The 20,031-nt window shown below is 62.8% G+C and carries 18 protein-coding genes, 5 tRNA genes and 1 pseudogene; 15 read left to right on the plus strand and 9 right to left on the minus strand.

All coding sequences use genetic code 11. From position 1 onward, the window contains the following. Positions 1-60: 60 nt before the first annotated feature. Together AA0Z93_RS15175 and AA0Z93_RS15180 are read right to left on the minus strand one after the other, a co-directional pair. On the minus strand, positions 61-531 hold the full coding sequence (locus AA0Z93_RS15175) for a transcription elongation factor GreAB (protein ID WP_413048092.1): 471 nt from the start codon (positions 529-531) through the stop codon (positions 61-63). A gap of 2 nt (positions 532-533) precedes the next feature. Then, a complete protein-coding gene (locus tag AA0Z93_RS15180) occupies positions 534-911 on the minus strand; it encodes a hypothetical protein (protein ID WP_413048091.1) in 378 nt (125 codons plus the stop codon). Positions 912-1,041: 130 nt separating this feature from the next. On the opposite strand from AA0Z93_RS15180, the gene earP reads away from it, so the two are divergent. Beyond that, on the plus strand, positions 1,042-2,175 hold the full coding sequence (gene earP, locus AA0Z93_RS15185; RefSeq protein ID WP_413048090.1) for an elongation factor P maturation arginine rhamnosyltransferase EarP: 1,134 nt from the start codon (positions 1,042-1,044) through the stop codon (positions 2,173-2,175). Between the two features lie 48 nt (positions 2,176-2,223). Further along, the gene (gene efp / locus AA0Z93_RS15190) at positions 2,224-2,793 is read left to right on the plus strand and encodes an elongation factor P (protein WP_296268802.1); all 570 of its coding nucleotides are present in this window, start codon (positions 2,224-2,226) and stop codon (positions 2,791-2,793) included. A gap of 220 nt (positions 2,794-3,013) precedes the next feature. Here efp and AA0Z93_RS15195 read toward each other — a convergent pair whose 3' ends face one another. Beyond that, positions 3,014-3,469, minus strand: coding sequence for a MarR family winged helix-turn-helix transcriptional regulator (locus AA0Z93_RS15195; protein WP_413048089.1), 456 nt, complete (start codon positions 3,467-3,469; stop codon positions 3,014-3,016). 312 nt (positions 3,470-3,781) lie between these two features. Here AA0Z93_RS15195 and AA0Z93_RS15200 point away from each other — a divergent pair, with 312 nt between their 5' ends. After that, positions 3,782-4,531: a sulfite exporter TauE/SafE family protein gene (locus AA0Z93_RS15200; RefSeq protein ID WP_413048088.1), complete on the plus strand. Its 750-nt coding sequence runs from the start codon at positions 3,782-3,784 to the stop codon at positions 4,529-4,531. Positions 4,532-4,606: 75 nt separating this feature from the next. On the opposite strand, the gene AA0Z93_RS15205 is transcribed toward AA0Z93_RS15200, so the two are convergent. Continuing rightward, the gene (locus AA0Z93_RS15205; protein WP_413048087.1) at positions 4,607-5,953 is read right to left on the minus strand and encodes a class II 3-deoxy-7-phosphoheptulonate synthase; all 1,347 of its coding nucleotides are present in this window, start codon (positions 5,951-5,953) and stop codon (positions 4,607-4,609) included. Between the two features lie 118 nt (positions 5,954-6,071). On the opposite strand from AA0Z93_RS15205, the gene AA0Z93_RS15210 reads away from it, so the two are divergent. The 3 genes and pseudogenes from AA0Z93_RS15210 (at position 6,072) to AA0Z93_RS15220 (ending at position 9,753) form a co-directional block, all read left to right on the plus strand. Next, entirely contained in the window at positions 6,072-6,827 is a 756-nt protein-coding gene (locus AA0Z93_RS15210) for a spermidine synthase (protein ID WP_413048086.1), read from the plus strand. A gap of 422 nt (positions 6,828-7,249) precedes the next feature. Beyond that, positions 7,250-8,961 (plus strand): annotated as a pseudogene (locus tag AA0Z93_RS15215) (DEAD/DEAH box helicase). Positions 8,962-9,102: 141 nt separating this feature from the next. Continuing rightward, positions 9,103-9,753, plus strand: a complete 651-nt coding sequence (locus AA0Z93_RS15220; protein ID WP_413048085.1) for a thiopurine S-methyltransferase — start codon at positions 9,103-9,105, stop codon at positions 9,751-9,753. A 60-nt stretch (positions 9,754-9,813) separates the two neighbouring features. Here AA0Z93_RS15220 and htpX read toward each other — a convergent pair whose 3' ends face one another. Together htpX and AA0Z93_RS15230 are read right to left on the minus strand one after the other, a co-directional pair. After that, positions 9,814-10,701 carry a protease HtpX gene (htpX, locus tag AA0Z93_RS15225; RefSeq protein ID WP_296268797.1) on the minus strand — a complete coding sequence of 296 codons (888 nt, stop codon included), beginning with the start codon at positions 10,699-10,701 and terminating at the stop codon, positions 9,814-9,816. A 282-nt stretch (positions 10,702-10,983) separates the two neighbouring features. Beyond that, on the minus strand, positions 10,984-12,195 hold the full coding sequence (locus AA0Z93_RS15230) for a pyridoxal phosphate-dependent aminotransferase (RefSeq protein WP_413048084.1): 1,212 nt from the start codon (positions 12,193-12,195) through the stop codon (positions 10,984-10,986). A gap of 162 nt (positions 12,196-12,357) precedes the next feature. Here AA0Z93_RS15230 and msrB point away from each other — a divergent pair, with 162 nt between their 5' ends. Further along, the gene (gene msrB, locus AA0Z93_RS15235; RefSeq protein WP_413048083.1) at positions 12,358-12,753 is read left to right on the plus strand and encodes a peptide-methionine (R)-S-oxide reductase MsrB; all 396 of its coding nucleotides are present in this window, start codon (positions 12,358-12,360) and stop codon (positions 12,751-12,753) included. 12 nt (positions 12,754-12,765) lie between these two features. Continuing rightward, positions 12,766-13,254 carry a glutathione peroxidase gene (locus AA0Z93_RS15240; RefSeq protein WP_413048082.1) on the plus strand — a complete coding sequence of 163 codons (489 nt, stop codon included), beginning with the start codon at positions 12,766-12,768 and terminating at the stop codon, positions 13,252-13,254. Here AA0Z93_RS15240 and AA0Z93_RS15245 read toward each other — a convergent pair. Next, on the minus strand, positions 13,244-15,544 hold the full coding sequence (locus AA0Z93_RS15245) for a response regulator (RefSeq protein ID WP_413048081.1): 2,301 nt from the start codon (positions 15,542-15,544) through the stop codon (positions 13,244-13,246). The two genes, AA0Z93_RS15240 and AA0Z93_RS15245, sit on opposite strands and share 11 nt — an antisense overlap. Before the next feature lie 132 nt (positions 15,545-15,676). Between AA0Z93_RS15245 and AA0Z93_RS15250 the strand changes: the two genes are divergently transcribed. Both AA0Z93_RS15250 and AA0Z93_RS15255 read left to right on the plus strand, forming a co-directional pair. Further along, on the plus strand, positions 15,677-16,564 hold the full coding sequence (locus tag AA0Z93_RS15250) for an ATP-binding protein (protein ID WP_413048080.1): 888 nt from the start codon (positions 15,677-15,679) through the stop codon (positions 16,562-16,564). Continuing rightward, positions 16,565-17,047 (plus strand): GAF domain-containing protein, encoded by a 483-nt coding sequence (locus AA0Z93_RS15255; protein ID WP_413048079.1) that lies wholly within the window; start codon positions 16,565-16,567, stop codon positions 17,045-17,047. Between the two features lie 129 nt (positions 17,048-17,176). Here the strand turns inward: AA0Z93_RS15255 and AA0Z93_RS15260 are convergent, their stop codons facing one another. After that, a complete protein-coding gene (locus AA0Z93_RS15260) occupies positions 17,177-17,944 on the minus strand; it encodes a hypothetical protein (RefSeq protein ID WP_413048078.1) in 768 nt (255 codons plus the stop codon). 307 nt (positions 17,945-18,251) lie between these two features. Here AA0Z93_RS15260 and AA0Z93_RS15265 point away from each other — a divergent pair. The 5 genes from AA0Z93_RS15265 (at position 18,252) to AA0Z93_RS15285 (ending at position 18,823) form a co-directional block, all read left to right on the plus strand. After that, positions 18,252-18,327 (plus strand) — tRNA-Glu (locus tag AA0Z93_RS15265). 2 nt (positions 18,328-18,329) lie between these two features. Beyond that, a tRNA-Gly gene (locus AA0Z93_RS15270) sits at positions 18,330-18,405 on the plus strand. A gap of 104 nt (positions 18,406-18,509) precedes the next feature. Then, positions 18,510-18,585: transfer RNA gene (locus AA0Z93_RS15275), tRNA-Glu, on the plus strand. A gap of 2 nt (positions 18,586-18,587) precedes the next feature. Continuing rightward, positions 18,588-18,663: transfer RNA gene (locus tag AA0Z93_RS15280), tRNA-Gly, on the plus strand. Between the two features lie 84 nt (positions 18,664-18,747). Continuing rightward, positions 18,748-18,823, plus strand: a tRNA-Gly gene (locus AA0Z93_RS15285). Between the two features lie 108 nt (positions 18,824-18,931). Here the strand turns inward: AA0Z93_RS15285 and AA0Z93_RS15290 are convergent. After that, positions 18,932-19,999, minus strand: coding sequence for a fimbrial protein (locus AA0Z93_RS15290; RefSeq protein ID WP_413048077.1), 1,068 nt, complete (start codon positions 19,997-19,999; stop codon positions 18,932-18,934). Positions 20,000-20,031 lie beyond the last annotated feature (32 nt).

A 20,031-nucleotide genomic window follows, 5' to 3' on the forward strand; every position in this document is an offset into this window, starting at 1 on the left:
TCGTACAAGTTGGAAATGGGAGGGCTGTCGAGTGTGGCGTACATCACGTTCGGACAGCATTCAAGTCACCTCGACTACGAACAGGGTCTGTGTACCCAACGTCACTTCGTCGTCGAGACCCTTGCCCAGCAATTGTTGCCCCAGCGGCGAACGAGGCGTGATCACCGTCACCTGCTCATGGTCATGCTCCAGCTTCAGGCCGGCCGCATCGGGTCCGAGGAACAGGTGGCGACGACCGCCCTGCGGCGTTTCCAGCACGACCAGGTTACTGACCTGTATGCCGCGTTGCGGGTCGTGGCCGCGCAGTTGCAATCGCCGATAGGTCAGCAACGCCTGACGGATTTCTGCGGTGCGTCGAGCCTGGCCGGTAGCCAGGTACGAGGCTTCCAGGCCCAGGGTGTCGTATTTGTTCTCGGCGACGTTTTCTTCTGCCGTGGCCGTCTCGTAAGCGGTTTGCGCGGCCAGGCGCAGCACTTCGGCGTCCGCTTCGAGCGCGGCGATGATCTGGGCGAGCAGGGTGGGCTTGTGCATGGCTAGTTGCAGAATTCCGTGACGTGGGCCTGGCTGTTGGCGGTGGAGGCAGTGCGATCCTGTTGCAGCCAGAACTGGCATTTTGGATCGTTGAGATTGCGTGGCTCAGCGGCCCGCTCCCGAGCGCTCGGAGCCTGTTGGCGCTGTAGGTTCTGTTGATAGCGCTCGAACATCGCCTGCTGCGCATCGACGGGCGCTGCGGCAGGCGCAGTGGCGGGCCGCTGCGCAGCCTGCACCAGCGGCGGCAGGGGCTGCGGCCAGAGCTGCAAGGCCAGCCAGGCCGTCGCGGCGATGGCCAGCGCGCCGAGCCACAGTCCGAGCGCCAGGCACAGGATGAACTGCATGGGGGAAAGGGTGACGCTGGGCGCGTTACGGGACATGCGGAGCTCCGGTCGGGGCGCAAGGAGTGGGCATTGTCGCATGCGGGTTGGGTAATTTTCAGCGCCGCGCTTCCGCACTTGCCGGTTTGCCCGCAAAATCCGTGGTTTTCCCGCGCTCGATGGAGTGGATGTGAAGCCCACCTGGGACATTTTCTGTACGGTCGTCGACAACTATGGGGACATCGGCGTGACCTGGCGCCTGGCCCGACAGTTGGCCCACGAACACGATCTGCATGTGCGTTTATGGGTCGACGACTTGTCCGCTTTCGCACGCCTGTGCCCTGCGGCCGATCCTCAGGCTCCACAGCAGTACCAACAAGGCGTACAGGTTCTGCACTGGGCCTCGCCCTGGATCGGGGTGGAGCCGGGCGTCGTGGTGATCGGTGCGTTCGGTTGCAGTCTGCCGGAGCCTTATGTCGAGGCCTTGCGCATGCGGGTCGAGCCTGTCTTATGGCTGAATCTGGAGTACCTGAGCGCCGAAGACTGGGTCGACGGCTGCCATGGCTTGATGTCGCCACAGGCTGGTGGGCTGCGCCGTTGGTTCTTTTTTCCAGGCTTCACCGAGCGCACCGGCGGGCTGCTGCGCGAAGGCTCGCTGCTAGCGCGCCGCGCAGCGTTCGTGGCCGATCCGCGGGGGCGGGAACGGTTTCTGCAAGGGCTCGGGGTGCGGCCCTGCGCGGGTGCGCGGCTGATGTCGCTGTTCGCCTACGAGAATGCGCAACTGGGTGCCTGGTTCGACGCCATGGCCGCAGATGCGCAGCCTTGCCATGTTCTGGTGCCCGAAGGGCGAATCCTGGCCGATGTGCGGGCCTGGTTGGGTGAGCCGGAACTGACCGTCGGCGATACCCGCCAGCGCGGCGCCTTGACCGTTCAGGTGCTGCCGTTCGTCAGTCAGGATGATTACGACCGCCTGCTGTGGTGTTGCGAATTCAACGCGGTACGTGGCGAAGACTCGTTCGTGCGGGCGCAATGGGCAGGAGGCCTGTTGCTGTGGCACATCTACGTGCAGGAGGAGAATGCCCATTGGGAAAAGCTCGAGGCTTTCCTGCAGCGTTACTGCGAGGGGCTGACGGCTGAAGCGAGCGCAGCGCTGGGTCAATTATGGCGCGCCTGGAACATGGATCAGGACATGGCGCAGGCTTGGCAGGCCGTACAACTCCACTGGCGAGCACTGAGCGAACACGCCGAACGCTGGCGTGGCGAGCACGCCGTTCGGCCAGACCTCGCCACAGCGCTAGTACAGTTTTATCGAAATTGGCTATGATACGCCGCCTCGATTTTTATAAATCCCCCCCGATTCGGATACGACGTAATGAAAACTGGTAAAGAACTGAAACCCGGCACCGTTCTGCGGATCGACAACGACCCGTGGCTGGTACAGAAAGCCGAGTTCACCAAGTCGGGTCGCAACAGCGCGATCATGAAGACCAAACTGAAGAACCTGCTGACCGGCTACAAGACCGAAACCGTCTACGGTGCCGACGACAAGCTGGACGATGTGATCCTGGATCGCAAAGAAGCGACCCTGTCGTTCATCAGCGGCGACTCCTACACCTTCATGGACACCACCGACTACACCATGTACGAGCTGAACGCCGAGGACATCGAAGCCGTTCTGCCCTACATCGAAGAAGGCATGGAAGACATCTGCGAAGCCGTGTTCTTCGAAGACCGTCTGGTGTCGGTCGAACTGCCGACCACCATCGTGCGTAAAGTGGCCTACACCGAAGGTTCCGCTCGTGGTGACACTTCGGGCAAGGTCATGAAGCCTGCCAAGCTGGCCAACGGTACCGAGCTGTCGGTTGCCGATTTCATCGAGATCGACGAACTGATCGAAATCGATACCCGCGACGGTTCCTACAAAGGCCGCGCCAAGAAGTAAGGCGGTTTGCACCGCGCGAAAGCTCGGCTATGGCCTCAATCCTTTGGCTGAGCTGAGCTCATACTACTAGGGCCGCCCTGCGGCCCATCGCGGCTGAAGCCGCTCCCACAGAGGACGCAATCTGTAGGAGCGGCTTCAGCCGCGATGGGCCGCAGGGCGGCCCTAATAGCTCAAATGAACAAGATCAGGGTCTTGCCCAATTTTCTTTGCCAACGCCCCCTCACAATTTCTGTTGCAGGCTCGCACGAATTTCCACCAGTTCGGCCTGTAACGCCTGCAAGCGTTCAGCGGTGCGACCGCTCGCTTGCGTGATCGACTGCGGCATGGATTGCGCGTCGCGGCGCAAGGCACGTCCCTTGTCGGTCAACCCCACGATCACCACGCGTTCGTCGTCGCGACTACGGGTGCGTTTGAGCAGTCCTTCGCTTTCCAAGCGTTTGAGCAATGGCGTCAACGAGCCTGGGTCGGTCAGCAGGCGATGGCTGATCTCGCCTACCGTCAGCCCGTCCTGTTCCCATAGCACGAGCATGGCCAGGTACTGAGGATAGGTCAGGCCGAGCTTGTGCAGCAGCGGCTTGTACACTTTGGTCATCATCAGCGAGGTCGAGTGCAGGGCGAAGCAGACCTGATTGTCCAATAGCAACTCATCTCGGCGCGCTTTGGTATCGGCGTTCATGCAAGTCCTTTAAGTCGAGATGTACGAAATATCCAACGGATGTTCAGCCGCTGGTAACCCTCGCAGCTCATTACGCAGGGCCAATTGTTAGCGCGGCACCAGACTCAAGCGGCTATTGCAATTTCGAGCCATGGGATGTTGCGAAGGTTCGTTTCAAATGCATGGTCGGCGCGATAAACCCGCTGCAGGGGAGGGGTGACGCTGTTTTCCAGCGAATTCCGGCGACTTGGCGAGCAGTGCGGTGTTACGAAACGTTTCTCAGACGACTCAGACTGTTAGCATGCCCACTCGGTCGATGAGGTGAATGAAACGATGGTCGAAGGGTTGGTGTATCTGCTGTTGGGTGCCGCGCTCGGTACCGTGGGCGGGTTGTTCGGCATCGGCGGTGGGCTGATCGCCATTCCGGCGCTGGGCGTGCTGTTCGGCCTGGACCAGCAGGTGGCGCAGGGCACCGCGCTGGTGATGGTGGTGCCCAATGTGCTGCTGGCCTTGTGGCGTTACCACCAACGTAACCGCATCGAACTGCGCCACGCGCTGCCATTGGCGGTGTGCAGTTTCCTGTTCGCCTGGCTCGGCTCGATGTGGGCGGTCGGCGTCGATGCCCAGACCATGCGCCTGGGTTTCGTCGGGTTCCTGCTGGCCTTGATGCTGTGGAACCTCTTGCGCCTGTTCATGCCTGTGGCGCCGGCCAGCGCCACGCTGCGTCATGGCTGGCCATGGCTAGGCGTACTGGGCAGTTTCGCCGGCGCCATGGGTGGGCTGTTCGGGGTGGGTGGTGCGGTCGTGGCCACGCCGATCCTCACCGGTGTGTTCGGCACCACCCAGGTGGTGGCCCAGGGGCTGTCGCTGTCGCTGGCCGCGCCCAGCACCTTCGTAACGCTGGTGACCTACGCGCTTCACGACAGCGTGGCCTGGGCCGTGGCTGTGCCGCTGGCGGTCGGCGGCCTGTTGAGCATCAGTTGGGGCGTGAAGCTGGCCCATGCCTTGCCGGAAAACGTGTTGCGCGGGTTGTTTTGCGGTTTCCTGTTGATCTGTGCGGTGTTGCTGGCGCTGGAAGTCTGAACGCCCGGTGTGGGAAAGGGACGGCGCATCGCCCGGTAATGGCCGTCCGGCGTCAGCAACCGCCACCGATCGGCCTCAGCGGCGCACGTCCTTCAATGTCTGGGCAATGAGAAACGCCAGCTCCAGCGACTGATCGGCGTTCAGCCTTGGGTCGCAGTGGGTGTGGTAGCGGTCCGACAACGCATCCTCGGTCACCGGCCGTGCGCCGCCGATGCATTCGGTGACGTTCTGCCCGGTCATCTCGATGTGGATACCGCCGGCATGGCTGCCTTCGGCCTGGTGAGCCTGGAAGAACTGCTTGACCTCATCGAGGATCTGCGCAAAGTCGCGGGTCTTGTAACCGCTGCTGGCCTTGATCGTGTTGCCATGCATCGGGTCGCAGCTCCACAGCACCTTGCGTCCTTCGCCCTCGACGCGACGGAGCAGCCCCGGCAGGTGATCGGCGACCTTGCCCGCGCCCATGCGCGCGATCAGGTTGAGGCGGCCTGGGTCGTTGCTCGGGTTGAGGATGTCGATCAGGCGAATCAGCTCGTCCGGGTTCATGCTCGGGCCGACCTTCACCCCGATCGGGTTGTGCACGCCGCGCAGGAACTCCACATGGGCTCCGTCCAGTTGGCGGGTGCGGTCGCCGATCCACAGCATGTGCGCCGAGCAGTCGTAATGGTCGCCGGTCAGGCTGTCCTGGCGTACGAAGGCTTGCTCGTAGTTCAGCAGCAGCGCCTCGTGGGCGGTGAAGAAGCTGGTCTCGCGCAATTGCGGAGCGCTGTCCAGGCCGCACGCGCGCATGAAGGCCAGGGTTTCGTCGATGCGGTCGGCGAGCTGGTGGTACTTGGTGGCCAAGGCCGAATTGGCGATGAAGTCCAGGTTCCACTTGTGCACTTGGTGCAGGTCGGCAAAGCCGCCCTGGGCGAAGGCGCGCAGCAGGTTGAGGCTGGCCGTGGACTGGTGGTAGGCCTGCAGCAGGCGCTCGGGGTCGGGCACACGGCTGGACGGGTCGAAACCGATACCGTTGACGATGTCGCCACGGTAGGCGGGCAGCGTGACCTGGCCGATGGTTTCGTCGTTGGTCGAGCGCGGCTTGGCGAACTGACCGGCCATGCGCCCCACTTTCACCACCGGGCAGCCCGCGGCGAAGGTCATGACGATGGCCATCTGCAGCAGTACCTTGAAGGTGTCGCGGATCTTCGCGGCGCTGAACTCGGCGAAGCTTTCCGCGCAATCGCCCCCTTGCAGCAGAAAAGCACGGCCTTCGGTGACTTCGGCGAACTGACGGCGCAGCTCGCGCGCCTCGCCAGCGAACACCAGTGGCGGGTAGCTGGCCAGGCGCTGCTCGACTTTGGCCAGGTGCGCAGCGTCGGGGTAGGTCGGTTGCTGCTGGATCGGCAAGGCACGCCAGCTTTCGGGGCTCCAGGGTTGGCTCATCACGGACTCGACATAAGGGTGGAGGGGCAGGGCGCCATCCTAGCAGTTGGGCACGCGCTTGTTGCAGTGGCGGCGTTGACGGAGAATGGCGGTTTTGCGCGCACGAGCAGGAGCTTGCATGACCACCGAGCGTAATGAGCGGCTGCTGGCCAGGGTCGAGGACGCCTACGGTGTCATCAGCGTGTACGAAGTCGACGACTATCGTTTTCTCGAGTTCGGCGACGCCATCGAGCAGAGTTGCACCTTCACCCGCGATCCGAGCTGGCTGGAGTACGACTACACCCGCGCCATGCTGATCGGCGCGCTGTGCCACCCGCAGCCGGACTCCGCGCTGTTTCTGGGGCTTGGCGCCGGCACCCTGACCCAGGCCTGCCTGAAATTCCTGCCGCTCGAAGACGTCGAGGCCATCGAGCTGCGGCCCGACGTGCCGCGCCTGGCCATGGAGTACCTTGGCCTGGACGACGACCCGAGGCTCTACGTGCGCATCGGTGACGCCTTGGAGCTATTGCCCACTGCCGAAAAGGCCGACCTGTTGTTCGTCGACCTCTACACCGACCATGGCCCGGGCGTGGGGCACCTGGCCTGGCGTTTTCTGGAAGACTGCCAGCGGCAACTCAACCCAGGCGGTTGGCTGGTGATCAACCAATGGGCTGCCGACGATGGCAAGCCCTTGGGCGCGGCTTTGCTCCGCGGCTTGTATCACCGGCACTACTGGGAACTGCCGGTCAACGAAGGCAACGTCATCTTGCTGGTGCCGGCCGATCTCGACCAGCAACTGGATTTCGACGAGCTGCGTGCCCGCGCCGAGGCTCTGGCACCGCGCCTGGGCTATCGCCTGGAAGCGCTGATCCGCGATATCCGTCCCGCTACTTGAATCCTCTTGCCGACAGGTAGCAAGTCCGAAGGGGCTGGGCGTGAACGGGCAGCCGCGATGGTCAACGAGAGCGGCCCGGCGGTGGCGCTCGAAGCGCGCATCGCTCGAGTGGCGCGGACAGGCCCGAACGGCAGCGCTCTCTGCTTTGGCCCAAACGATTCAGCCTTCGGCGCCCGGCGCCCGAGCGCTGCATTGGGGGCGAAAATTTTCCTCACGGTTCCGGCACGATTCGGGTATAGTACGCGCCGGTCTTTTAGCGGACCGCGAATCAGGTGGTGCAAATCCTCCGAGTCCAGCTTCGGCTGTACGTCCGCTAGGCGGACCCTCTCACACGTTCCTTTTTCAATCGTCTTCGCAAATCCCCGCCGCCAAAGCTGCCTGGGTGACCTCACGGTCTTTCAAGGCATGTGCAGCTTTGGAGCATGGGTCTTTGCGGATGCACTCTAGAGGCAGACCCATGACCCAGGAAACCGGCGGATTCGCCGCTCTCGATCTCAATCCGAACATCGTTGCCGCAGTAGTGGCTACCGGCTATGAAGAGCCGTCCGCCATTCAGCAGCAGTCGATCCCGATCATCCTCGCCGGTCACGACATGATCGGCCAGGCGCAGACGGGTACCGGCAAGACCGCAGCCTTCGCGCTGCCGGTCCTCAACCGCATCGATGTGAGCAAGCGCGAACCGCAAGCCCTGATCCTTGCGCCAACCCGTGAGTTGGCGCTGCAAGTCGCCACGGCTTTCGAGACCTACGCCAAGCAGATGCCCGGCGTGAACGTGGTCGCCGTTTACGGCGGTGCCCCGATGGGCCCACAACTCAAAGCCATCCGCAATGGCGCGCAAATCGTCGTCGCCACCCCAGGTCGTCTGTGCGACCACCTGCGTCGCGACGAGAAAGTCCTGTCCACCGTCAAGTTCCTGGTGCTGGACGAAGCCGACGAGATGCTCAAACTCGGCTTCATGGATGACTTGGAAGTCATCTTCGACGCCATTCCCGAAACCCGTCAGACCGTCCTGTTCTCGGCCACCCTGCCGTCGTCGATCCGCTCGATCGCCGAACGTCACCTGCGTGATCCGAAACACGTCAAGATCCAGAGCAAGACCCAGACCGTCACCGCCATCGAGCAGTCGCACCTGATGGTCCATGCCGACCAGAAGATTCCGGCCGTGCTGCGCCTGTTGGAGGTCGAAGAGTTCGACGCGCTGATCGCCTTCGTGCGCACCAAGCAAGCCACCCTGGACCTCGCCTCCGCCCTGGAAGCCAAAGGTTACAAGGCCGCTGCGCTGAACGGCGACATCGCTCAGAACCAGCGTGAGCGCGTGATCGACTCGCTCAAGGATGGCCGCCTGGACATCGTCGTCGCCACCGACGTCGCTGCCCGTGGCCTGGACGTACCGCGCATCACCCACGTGTTCAACGTCGACATGCCGTACGACCCAGAATCCTACGTGCACCGTATCGGCCGCACCGGCCGTGCCGGTCGCGAAGGCCGTGCGCTGCTGCTGGTGACGCCGCGCGAGCGACGCATGCTGCAACTGATCGAGCGCGTGACCGGGCAGAAGGTGACCGAAGCCCGTCTGCCAGGCCCACAGGCGGTGCTCGATGCGCGCATCAAGAAGCTGACCGCAAGCCTGGCACCGCTGGTGGCCGAGTCCGAAGCCAGCCACGGCGAGTTGCTCGACCGTCTGACCGCCGACCTGGGCTGCAGCCCGCGTGCACTGGCCTCGGCGCTGCTGCGCAAGGCCACCAATGGTCAGGCGTTGAACCTGGCATCGGTCGAGCGCGAGCAACCGCTGGTACCGACCGGTGCGCCACGCGAGCGTACCGAGCGCAGCGGTGAACGCAGCGAGCGCAGCGCTGGCGACCGCGAGCGCCGTGCGCCGATGCCATTGGCCGAAGGCCGCGTGCGTTGCCGTACCGCCCTGGGTGCCCGTGACGGCATCGCCGCCAAAAACCTCTTGGGCGCGATCCTCAACGAAGGTGGCCTGGCCCGTGACGCCATTGGCCGCATCCAGGTGCGCGACAGCTTTAGCCTGGTCGAGTTGCCCGAAGAAGGCCTGGAGCGTCTGCTGTCCAAACTCAAGGACACCCGCGTGGCCGGCAAGCAACTGAAGCTGCGTCGCTACCGCGAGGATTGATCTTGTCGTCGTCGTAACGTGAAAATCCCCGGCCTGTGCCGGGGATTTTTTTTGCCCGATGCGTGGGGTAGACGAAGCGTCGCAGAGGACAAGACTGCTTGGGGTTAAGCTCACAGGTTCATTCATACAGCGGGAGGCACCATGGAACCGTCGTTCTGGCATCAACGGTGGGCAGCGCAGCAGATTGGTTTTCATCAGGCCGAGGTCAATGCCTATCTGCGTCGCCATTGGCCGCGTCTGGGCTTGGCCGGTGGCAGCCAGGTGCTGGTGCCGTTGTGCGGCAAGAGCCTCGACTTGCTCTGGCTGGCCGAGCAGGGGCATCGGGTGCTGGGGGTCGAGCTGTCGCGTGAGGCCGTGGCGGCATTCTTCGAAGCCAGCAAACTGACGCCTGGGGTCGAAAAGCGCGGCGCGTTCGAAGTGTGGCGCGTCGAGCAACTGCAAGTCTGGTGCGGCGATGCGTTTGATCTGACGCCCGTCGATCTGGCTGGCTGTGCAGCGTTCTACGACCGCGCGGGGTTGATCGCCTTGCCGCCGGCCATGCGCCAGCGCTATCTGGCGCATCTGCAGCGGGTGCTGCCTCAAGCTGCGCAGGGCTTGTTGATCACCTTGGAATATGACCAGGCGCTGATCGCAGGCCCGCCGTTTTGCGTGCTCGAACACGAGGTGCGCGAAGGTTTCGCAGGTTGGCAGGTCGATGCATTGGAGCAGTGCGAGATCGTCCAGGAGAGCCCGCGGTTCGTAGCGGCAGGGGTGGGTACACTGTTGGAGCGGGTGTACCGGTTGGCGCGCTGAAGGCTTCGAACATGCGAAAAGGGCGACCGAAGCCGCCCTTGTCCATTGCTCTTCCAGGGTTCAGCCGCGCTGACGCAAGGCGTCGATACGGTCTTCCAGGGGCGGGTGGCTCATCAGCAGGCCGGCCAGGCCCTGCTTGAGGCCGCCATTGATGCCGAACGCCTTGAGGGTGTCGGGCATGTGCACGGGCATGCCTTGTTCCGAGCGCAGGCGTTGCAGAGCGTTGATCATCGCGCCGGTACCGGCCAATCGTGCGCCAGCTTCGTCGGCACGGTACTCACGACGGCGCGAGAACCACATGACGATCATGCTGGCCAGGATGCCCAGCACCAGTTCGGCGACGATCGTCGCTACGTAGTAGGCGATGCCGCGACCTTCTTCGTTCTTGAAGATCACCTTGTCGACGAAATTGCCGATGATGCGTGCGAAGAACATCACGAAGGTGTTCACCACGCCTTGCACCAAGGCCAGGGTGACCATGTCGCCATTGGCCACGTGGCCGATCTCGTGGGCCAGCACGGCGCGCACTTCGTCTGGCGAGAAGCGCTCCAGCAGGCCTTGGGATACCGCGACCAGTGCATCGTTGCGGTTCCAGCCGGTGGCGAAGGCGTTGGCTTCGTAGGCGGGGAAGATGCCGACTTCCGGCATTTTGATGCCGGCCTCGCGCGACAGCTCTTCGACGGTTTGCAGCAGCCATTGCTCGTGGCGCGTGCGCGGCTGGGTGATGATCTGCGTACCTGTGCTCATCTTCGCCATCCATTTGGAGATGAACAGCGATACGAGCGAGCCTGCGAAACCGAACACCGCGCAGAAGACCAGCAGGCTGCCCAGGTCGAGGTCGACCCCATTGGCGGCCATGAACCCATCGAAGCCGAACAGGCTCAGGGTAATGCTTGCAACCAGCACCACCGCGAGGTTGGTGGCTACAAACAGCAAAATGCGCATCATGGTTGTCACGTTCTCCTGACAGAGGAAAGAGTTGCGTACTGCGGGGGTATATAAGGCGGGCGCCGGCTGGATTCAACCGGGGGACTATTTCAAACTGTGTAGGAAACGGATGACAGTCTTATCCGAATAGCCTGGCAGGCATGACTCAAAACCATCCAAGACGATTTCTGAGCGCCTGCATGCCGGCTGGAGCGTCGGACACTACGCCACCTTCCAGGTATCGCGCAGTGTCTGACGATAGGCACGCGGGACGGCAGCCCGGTTACCTGCTCGCGAACGCGTTCACTGGGAATAGCCGCGCAGGAAGTTGCCGATACGGCCAATGGCCTGCTCCAGATCGTCCACGCGCGGCAGCGTCACCACGCGGAAGTGGTCCGGCCACGGCCAGTTGAACGCCGTGCCCTGAACGATCAGCAGCTTTTCCGACAACAGCAGGTCGAGGGCAAAGCGTTCGTCGTTGTAGATCGGGCACACCTTGGGATCGATGCGCGGGAAGGCGTACAGCGCACCCATGGGCTTGACGCAACTGACCCCCGGAATGTCGTTGAGCAGTTCATACGTGCGGTTGCGCTGCTCCAGCAAGCGGCCAGGCGGCAGAATCAGATCGTTGATGCTCTGGTAGCCGCCCAGCGCCGTCTGGATCGCATGTTGGGCCGGCACGTTGGCGCACAGGCGCATGTTGGCCAGCATGTCGATGCCCTCTATGTAGCTCTGCGCATGATGCTTGGGCCCGGAAATGATCAGCCAGCCGGAACGGAAGCCCGCGACCCGGTAAGACTTGGACAGACCGTTGAAGGTCAGGCACAGCAGGTCGGGCGCCAGGGCGGCGGTGCTGATGTGCACGGCTTCGTCGTAGAGAATCTTGTCGTAGATCTCGTCGGAGAACACCACCAGATTATACTGGCGCGCCAGCTCCAACATGCCCAGCAGCAACTCGCGCGAATACACCGCCCCCGTGGGGTTGTTGGGGTTGATGATCACCAGGGCTTTGGTGTTCGAGGTGATCTTGGACTTGATGTCGTCCAGGTCGGGGAACCAATCGGCCTGCTCGTCGCACAAATAGTGCACGGGGTTGCCGCCTGCCAGGCTCACCGCCGCGGTCCACAACGGATAGTCGGGCGCCGGGATCAGCACTTCATCGCCGTTGTTGAGCAGTGCCTGCATGGACATGACGATCAGCTCGGACACACCGTTACCCAGGTAGATGTCCTCGATGCCGACGCCTTCGATCTGCTTTTGCTGGCAGTACTGCATCACGGCCTTGCGTGCGCTGAACAGGCCTTTGGAATCGCTGTAGCCCTGGGCCGTTGGCAGGTTGCGGATCACGTCCTGCAAAATTTCGTCCGGCGCCTCGAAACCGAAGGGCGCCGGGTTGCCGATGTTCAGCTTGAGGATGCGGTGGCCTTCCTCTTCCAGGCGCTTGGCGTGCTTGAGCACGGGGCCGCGAATGTCGTAGCAGACATTGGCGAGCTTGTTCGATTTGCTGAACTGCATGATGTGGTCCTGGTTGAGAAATCGCTGCGCGCCGCCGTTGCGAAGGTTGAGAAGAGCAGGGCGCATGCCAGATTGGCTGGCGAGATAAGCCCACTAATATACGTGTCACCGGCGCCATAAATAAAGCTGGCGCACGGTGAAATTAAGCTTGCCGAGGTAGCTATGCAGAAGATCGACAAAACCCTTGAAGAGTGGCGAGCGATGCTCGATCCGGCGCAGTACCAGGTGTGCCGTTTGAAAGGCACCGAGCGCCCGTTCACCGGCAAATACAACGACGAGCATCGCGCAGGGGTATACCACTGCATTTGCTGCGATCTGCCGCTGTTCGATTCCACCACCAAGTTCGATTCGGGCTGCGGCTGGCCCAGTTTCTATGCGCCGATCGATGACGCGGCGATGATCGAAATCCGCGACACCAGCCACGGCATGATCCGCACCGAGGTCACCTGTGCCCGATGCGACGCTCACTTGGGCCACGTCTTCCCCGATGGTCCACAACCGACCGGCCTGCGTTACTGCATCAACTCGGTGTGTCTCGACCTCAAGCCGCGCGACTGAACGGAGCCCATCATGGCCGACGCACTTTTCGACATCTCCTGCCTGACCCTGACTGGGCAACACAAGCGTTTGGGCGACTACGCTGGCAAAGCGTTGCTGGTGGTCAACACGGCCAGTCAGTGCGGCTTCACTCCGCAGTACGCGGGCCTCGAACACCTGTGGCAGCAATACCAGAACCGCGGATTGGTGGTGCTGGGCTTTCCGTGCAACCAGTTCGGCCACCAGGAACCGGGTGACAACTTCGCCATTTCGCAGTTTTGCGAGCGCAACTTCGGCGTCAGCTTCCCGCTGTTCCGCAAGGTCGACGTCAATGGCGAGCTGGCCCACCCGTTGTTCAGCGAGTTGAAGAAGCGTGCGCCTGGTCTGTTGGGCAGCGAACGCATCAAGTGGAATTTCACCAAGTTTCTGGTCGACCCGGCCAGCGGCCAGGTCACCCGTTACGCGCCGACCACCAAGCCGCGCGCCCTGGAGCGCGACATCGACCGCCTGGTCAGCCGCTGAGCGGCAGCCAGCGCTCGATCAATGCGTGCAACTGCTCGCGGCGAAAGGGTTTGGCCAGGTAGTCGTCCATGCCCGCGGCACGGCAGCGTTCGCGCTCTTCGGGCATGGCGTTGGCGGTCAATGCCACCACCGGTAGCTGACCGCCATCGGCGCGCTGGCGGATACGTCGGGCCGCTTCGTAGCCATCCATCACGGGCATGTTGCAATCCATCAGCACCAGGTCGAACCCCTGAGCGTCCAGGCATTCGAGCGCCTCGACGCCATTGGCCGCTACCTGTACCTGGCAACCGAGCTTGACCAGCATGCCTTTGGCGACCAATTGGTTCACCGGGTTGTCTTCGACCAGCAGAATGCGCGCGCCTCGCGCTTCGCAGGTCGGCGCAAGGCCTGCGGCCGTGGCTTGCGCCAACCCCCCCTGCAAGGCGCGACGCAGGGTCTCGTGCAGGGTTCTGCGCGCCAGCGGGCGTCCCAGTTGATGCAGCGGCGCCCACGCCTGGATCTGCTCCAGAGACAGGAAGCGTCCGTAGGCACTGATCAGCAGAATCGGTGTCGGCAGCTTCAGGCGCAGCGCTTCCAGTGCCTCGGGGTCGTCGGTGATCAGCAGGTCCATGGCGGTTGCATCGAGGCTCTGCGCGTCGTCATGACGCCGATAGTCCAGCCCCCAGGCGGGTAGCTGCACCTGCAACAGTTCGCTCAGGCCACTGCCCGCCTGGCTCAGGGCATGCACCCGACCGGACAGTGCTGGCCACGTCGTGGGGCGGCCGTTGCCCAGCAGTGGCAGGTCGGCGCTGAACGTGCTGCCGAAGCCGACGTGCGACTGCACGCGCAACTGGCCGCGCATGGCGCTGCACAGGTTGCGCGTCAGCGCCAGACCCAAACCGGTACCCCCGTATTGGCGAGTGATGCCGGCGCCTGCCTGGACGAAGGGCTGGAAGATGCGCGCCTGGGCTTCTTCGGGAATGCCGATGCCGGTATCGCGGACCTGCACCCGCACGCCGCCCACGATCGGCGTCAGGCGCACGTCGACGCGGCCGAAGCGCGTGAACTTGAGAGCGTTGGACAGCAAGTTGCTGAGCACCTGACGCACCCGCGTCGGATCGCCCAGGACCGTCGAGGGCATCTCGGGCGCGATCAGGCAGGTCAGCTCGACACTGGCCGCAGCGTTTTGCGACAGCAGGCTTGCGGTGTCTTCGGCCATGGCCGCCACGTCGAAGCCGATACGTTCGAGCTGCAGTTGGCCCGCGTCGAATTTGGACAAGTCGAGGATGTCGTTGAGCAACCCCACCAGCACCTTGCCCGAGTCATGGGCGATCGCCAGATGCTGGCGCTGCTCGGCCTCCAGTGGGCTGTCGAGGGCCAATCCGATCATGCCCAGCAGGCCATTGAGCGGCGTGCGGATCTCATGGCTCATGTTGGCCAGAAATGCCGCACGCGCCTGGGCCATGTCCAATGCGCGGCCGCGGGCGTCTTCGAGTTCCAGGTTGATCTGGCTCAGGCGGTCGTTGCTGGCCTTGAGCGCCTGGGTGCGGGCCGACACGGTGTCTTCGAGCTCGTTGAGGTATTGGGTCAGGCGGTTTTCCGCAGTGCGCCGCTGCTCGATCTCGGTGGCCATGCTGACGAACTGCTGGTTGGCGACCTTGACCAGCACGCCGATTTCGTCGCGCTCGTGCCCGCTGGGGCAATTCAGGCGCGTTTGCCGTCCGCTGCTCAGCGCACCGATCACCGTCACCAGGGGCTTGGTCAGCATCAGGTAGAACAGGGCCAGCAGCAGCCCGGTCAGCAGCAGGCTGCGGGTGAAACCGGTCAGCAGGGTCAGGCCCGCACGCTCCATGAAACGGCTGCTGAAGGCGTAGGTGTCGATGTCCAGGTAAAGGGTGCCCAGGTACTCGTCCGGCATGTGGGCGAGAAACAGCCGGTCCTGGAACTGGCGCTGTTCGCCGAACAGAAAGTCCGACAGCCCGCGCCAGCGGCGTTGCTCGCGCGGGCGCTGGCTGTCGGCCAACACTGTGTCGTTGTTGTCGATCAGCCGGGCGCGGATGATCGCCGGCGAGCGCAGCAGCCCGCCGGTGAGTTCTTCGCCGAGTTCGGCGTCGATGTTGTAGGCGATGCGCGAAGCGGTGTCATGGCTGATTTGCAGAACGGTGTGCAGTTCGCGGTTGATGGCCGCGTCTTCGCTGGCATAATCGATGCCGATCTGCACGACGCTGAGCAGGGTTCCCAGCGCGAAACCCACCAGCACGGTGAGGCGAGCCTGTTTGTACGACAGGCGATTGGTGAACTTGATATCCATATGCCCCGAGCCGGTATCTGCGTGTGACGCCGCGCTAGCATAGCCCAAGCGTCGCAGCGACTGTGATCCCTGCGCGTCAGGGCGCGTCAGGCTCGACCTGCGCCCGCCAGTCCCATTGCCTTAGGAGTCGTCATGGACGCCCGCATGAACGCTTTTCTCGACCGCGCCGAATCGGTACTGGCGCGCCTCGACCCGCTGTTGCCCGCCGTGCGCCCGCACATCGACTGGACCGCCACCCTGGCCGCGCGCTGGCAGCGCGACGGTCGCAGCGGCTACCTGCTGCCATTGCAGGTCAGCTTGGACATGCGCCTGTCCGACCTGATCGGTGTCGACAAACAGCGCGAACAACTGGGACGCAACACCCAGCAATTCATCAGTGGCTTGCCTGCCAACCATGCCTTGCTCTGGGGTTCTCGCGGCACCGGCAAATCTTCGTTGGTGCGCGCCTTGTTGGCCGAACACGCCGAGGCCGGCCTGCGCCTGATCGAAATCGAGCGCGACCACCTGGCCGACCTGCCACGCATCGTCGAGCAGCTGCAGGCATTGCCACAGCGCTTCATCCTGTTCTGCGACGACTTGTCGTTCGAGGCCGGGGAGGGCGACTATCGGGTGCTCAAGAGCGTGCTCGACGGCTCGCTGGAGCAGGCGCCGGACAATGTGCTGCTGTACGCCACCTCGAATCGCCGCCACCTGGTGCCGGAAAAAGCCAGCGACAACGAGAACTGGCAGCGTGTGGACGGCGAGCTACACCCCAGCGAGGCGGTGGAAGACAAGATCGCCCTGTCCGACCGGTTCGGCTTATGGCTATCGTTCTATCCCTTCACCCAGGAGCATTTCCTCGCTGTGGTCGAGCATTGGATCGGCCAGTTGGCCGCCCCGACCGGCCTGCAATGGCAGCGCGACGGGGCCCTGGACATCCTCGCCGTGCGTTGGGCCACCGGCCGCGGCAACCGCAATGGCCGCTGTGCCTACCAGTTCGCCCGCTACTGGGTCGGGCTGCAATTACTGGAGCAACACTGAATGATCGATCTCAACGCGTCGGGCGCGGGTCTGGATGGTTACGACCTGCTGGCCGCACAAGTCCAGGCGCTGTTCGCCGAGGAGCGCGACTTCATCGCCAACGCCGCGCAGTTTTCCGCGTTTCTCTACCATCAGGTCGAAGACCTGAACTGGGCCGGTTTCTACCTCAATCGCGACGAAGAACTGGTGCTTGGTCCTTTCCAAGGCCAGGTCGCCTGCGTGCGCATTCCGTTCGGTCGTGGCGTGTGCGGTGCGGCGGCGGCGACTCGGCAGACTCAGCGAGTCGAGGACGTGCATGCCTTTCCCGGGCATATCGCTTGCGACAGCGCGTCCAACAGCGAATTGGTGATTCCGTTGCTCAAAGAAGGCAGATTGGTCGGCGTGCTGGATCTGGACAGCCCGAAGCTCGGCCGTTTCACGCAAGTGGATCAGATCGGGCTTGAGCGTTTGGCGGCGGTGTTTCTTTCCTTGAGCGACTGCTGAGGACAAGCGTTCGGCCTGGGTACGAAGGCAGGCCGGGCCAAACCACGCCGGGCCAAACCAGGCCGGACCCATCCAGGCCGGACCCATCCAGGACGGACCCATCCAGGCCGGACCAAACCGAAGACGGCGTCAGTCGTACATGGCCTTCTTCTTCCAGGTCTCTTCGTCGTCAGTCTTGAGCCCTTCGGTCAGCTGGTTTTCGCTGTCTTCGGCAGGCTCCATCTGGTCGAGCACCTGGGCGTCGGCACGGGCCAGCAGCTTTTCCAGGTACAAACGCTGTTCTTCATAGAGTTTGGGTTCGGCCTGCTTGCTCAAATATTGCACGCCACGCTCGAAGGCCAAGCGTGCCTGGCCCGGTTGCTGCTTTTGCAGCGCGCGTTGGCCTAGGTTGTTGAAGAACTCGATATGCAGCAGCACCAGAATGTGGTGAACCTCTTTCACCCACTGTTTGCCCTCGGCGTTCTGCAAAAAACCTTCGGCGGTGGCGCGCACCACCTGGTTGTGCAGGACCTCCAGCAGAAAACGCACATCCTTGGCCTTGGCTTCGGTCAGGATCGGGGCGGGCGGGTTGTTCACCGGGATCGCCTCGCCCTTGCCGATCAGCGCCTCGAGCTCGGCGATGCGTGCCTGCAACCGTGGGCTTTTGCGTTCGACTGCCAGCAGGCGCTGGTTGACGTTCAGTTCCAGGCGGGTCATCAGCAGCTTCAGGGCCGGGCTCATCAATTGGCCTGGAAAGGTCTCGTTGAGGGTCTCGCAGCGTTTGATCCGTTCGCTGAGCTCCATTTTAGTGCGCGCCTTTTCGACCTTGTTGCTCTCCACCACGTTGTTTAGATAGCCGATCACGATCAGCAGCGTGATCCCGGCTACGATGAGCAGGGTGATCAAAAGTGGTGTCACCGTCGTTGCCTCTATATAGGAAGGTCTACCCGCGGAGTCTAGTGGCTCTGTTGGCAGGCGAACAGTGCGATGCCACGGGAAGCGCCGTCGGATGATGGCACCAGGCCCTGAGCTTGCCGAGCCATCGCTGGAAAAGCAACGGTCGCCGCGTTTGGGGAGCCAAGAGTCGAGGTTGGACGGCGCGAAGTCATTGATTTAAATAAATTTCTACAAAGGTATTGACGACGCCCGGCAGCGTCCATAGAATGCGCGCCACTTGCAGCGTAAAGCACACCGCTCGGCGTTGCAGGTAGTGAAGATGTAGCGTGTCCCCTTCGTCTAGTGGCCTAGGACACCGCCCTTTCACGGCGGTAACAGGGGTTCGAGTCCCCTAGGGGACGCCAATGCGGGAATAGCTCAGTTGGTAGAGCACGACCTTGCCAAGGTCGGGGTCGCGAGTTCGAGTCTCGTTTCCCGCTCCAGTTTCTCCGGCAGCGCTTAACGGCGGGGCAGGAAAAGAAAATCCAGGCTGAATCGCAAGGTTCATGCATTGGTGCACTGAAAAGTGTTGGTTGCAAAGCGTTGTGTCCCCTTCGTCTAGTGGCCTAGGACACCGCCCTTTCACGGCGGTAACAGGGGTTCGAGTCCCCTAGGGGACGCCATTGCGGGAATAGCTCAGTTGGTAGAGCACGACCTTGCCAAGGTCGGGGTCGCGAGTTCGAGTCTCGTTTCCCGCTCCAGTTCAAATACTGTGGCGTCTATGCGGTGCAGTGGTGGTGAGGGTCTTCGGGCGCCTCACACCAAACGTTGTAAAGCTTCACACTGCGGGAATAGCTCAGTTGGTAGAGCACGACCTTGCCAAGGTCGGGGTCGCGAGTTCGAGTCTCGTTTCCCGCTCCAAACAGGTACACGACAAAAGGGACGAATGTCCCTTTTGTCGTTTTTGTCGTTGCTGGATGACATTCGAAAGCCCAGACCTGCCAATCGGCAGTCTGGGCTTTCGCGCATTCAGCGGTAGCTGAGGGTGAACTTCAGTTGGCCCTCGGCCAGGCCGGCAGTCACCTGGGGGTCTGTCTGGTAATAACGAGCCTTGAAGTCCAGCCGCGTGGTGCCGATGGTCAACGCCGAGATGGGCTCGTCCTGTTGCAGAACCATTGGGCTGTTGTCGCTGCGCAGCAACTGGATGCCTATCCCTGAGGCGCTCGAGTTACTGGTCAGGCCAAAGACGCCCAGCGCGGGCAGTAATGGCACCGATCCACGCTCGCCCTCCATGCGGATGAAGGCCCGGGCAATGCCGCCTGCGGGGTTGTCCTCGCAGTCGCTCAAGGTGATGTTGAAGTCCGTAGCGGCGGTGGTGCTGCCCACGCCGGTGAAGTCGGCCACGTCATGGCTACCCAGCTGCACGGGGTCGGCGCTGACAGGGTTGGCTTTGAGGGTGCATTGTGCTTGCTGCACACTGCCGCGCACGTGGATGTCGAAGGCGCTGCCCAGGTCGGTGATCTGGCTCTGGGCAACCTGCTTGGAGAAGCTCTGCAGCCCGGCGGGTATCGGCCCGGTCTTTATCAGCACGAAATGCGCGAACAGATAGTTGATGAGCAAAGGCAAGGCACCCACGTCACGGGTGTTGTGGCCCAGGTAGGGTATTGTCGGGTCTCCCACGGGTGTGAACGTGTTGCTGTAGTTACCCTCGAAGTTGAAGCCCAGGCGGATATACAGACCGACACCGGGTATACCGGTCTCGATCACATGGCCATCGACGTTCCAGCCGTTGACCGGCGGCAGCGCATTGGAGTGCAGGGGCTGGGTAGGGGTGATCTGCACGGTGAGGGTACCTGAGCCATCGTTGTGGCAACGAATCGCTCGTCCCTGCGAATCGGGGGGAGTTTTGTACTGCGGGGTGCCGATCATGCTGCCGACGGGGGCATCGCGAGCGATCCAGGTTTCATCGAGGTTGATCTCGAAGTGCAGGGGGCCTGGGACTGCCGGCTGCCATCTGCAGTTGGGGATGGCGGCATGGGCGCTGCCGGCCAGGCTGAGCAGGGTGATGGCCGTGTAGAGCTTTCTAAGGGTAGACATGGGGCGGATCCGCTTGGCGAGGCGCCATGACT

It is taken from the genome of Pseudomonas phoenicis, assembly GCF_047302395.1.
Classification (GTDB): domain Bacteria; phylum Pseudomonadota; class Gammaproteobacteria; order Pseudomonadales; family Pseudomonadaceae; genus Aquipseudomonas.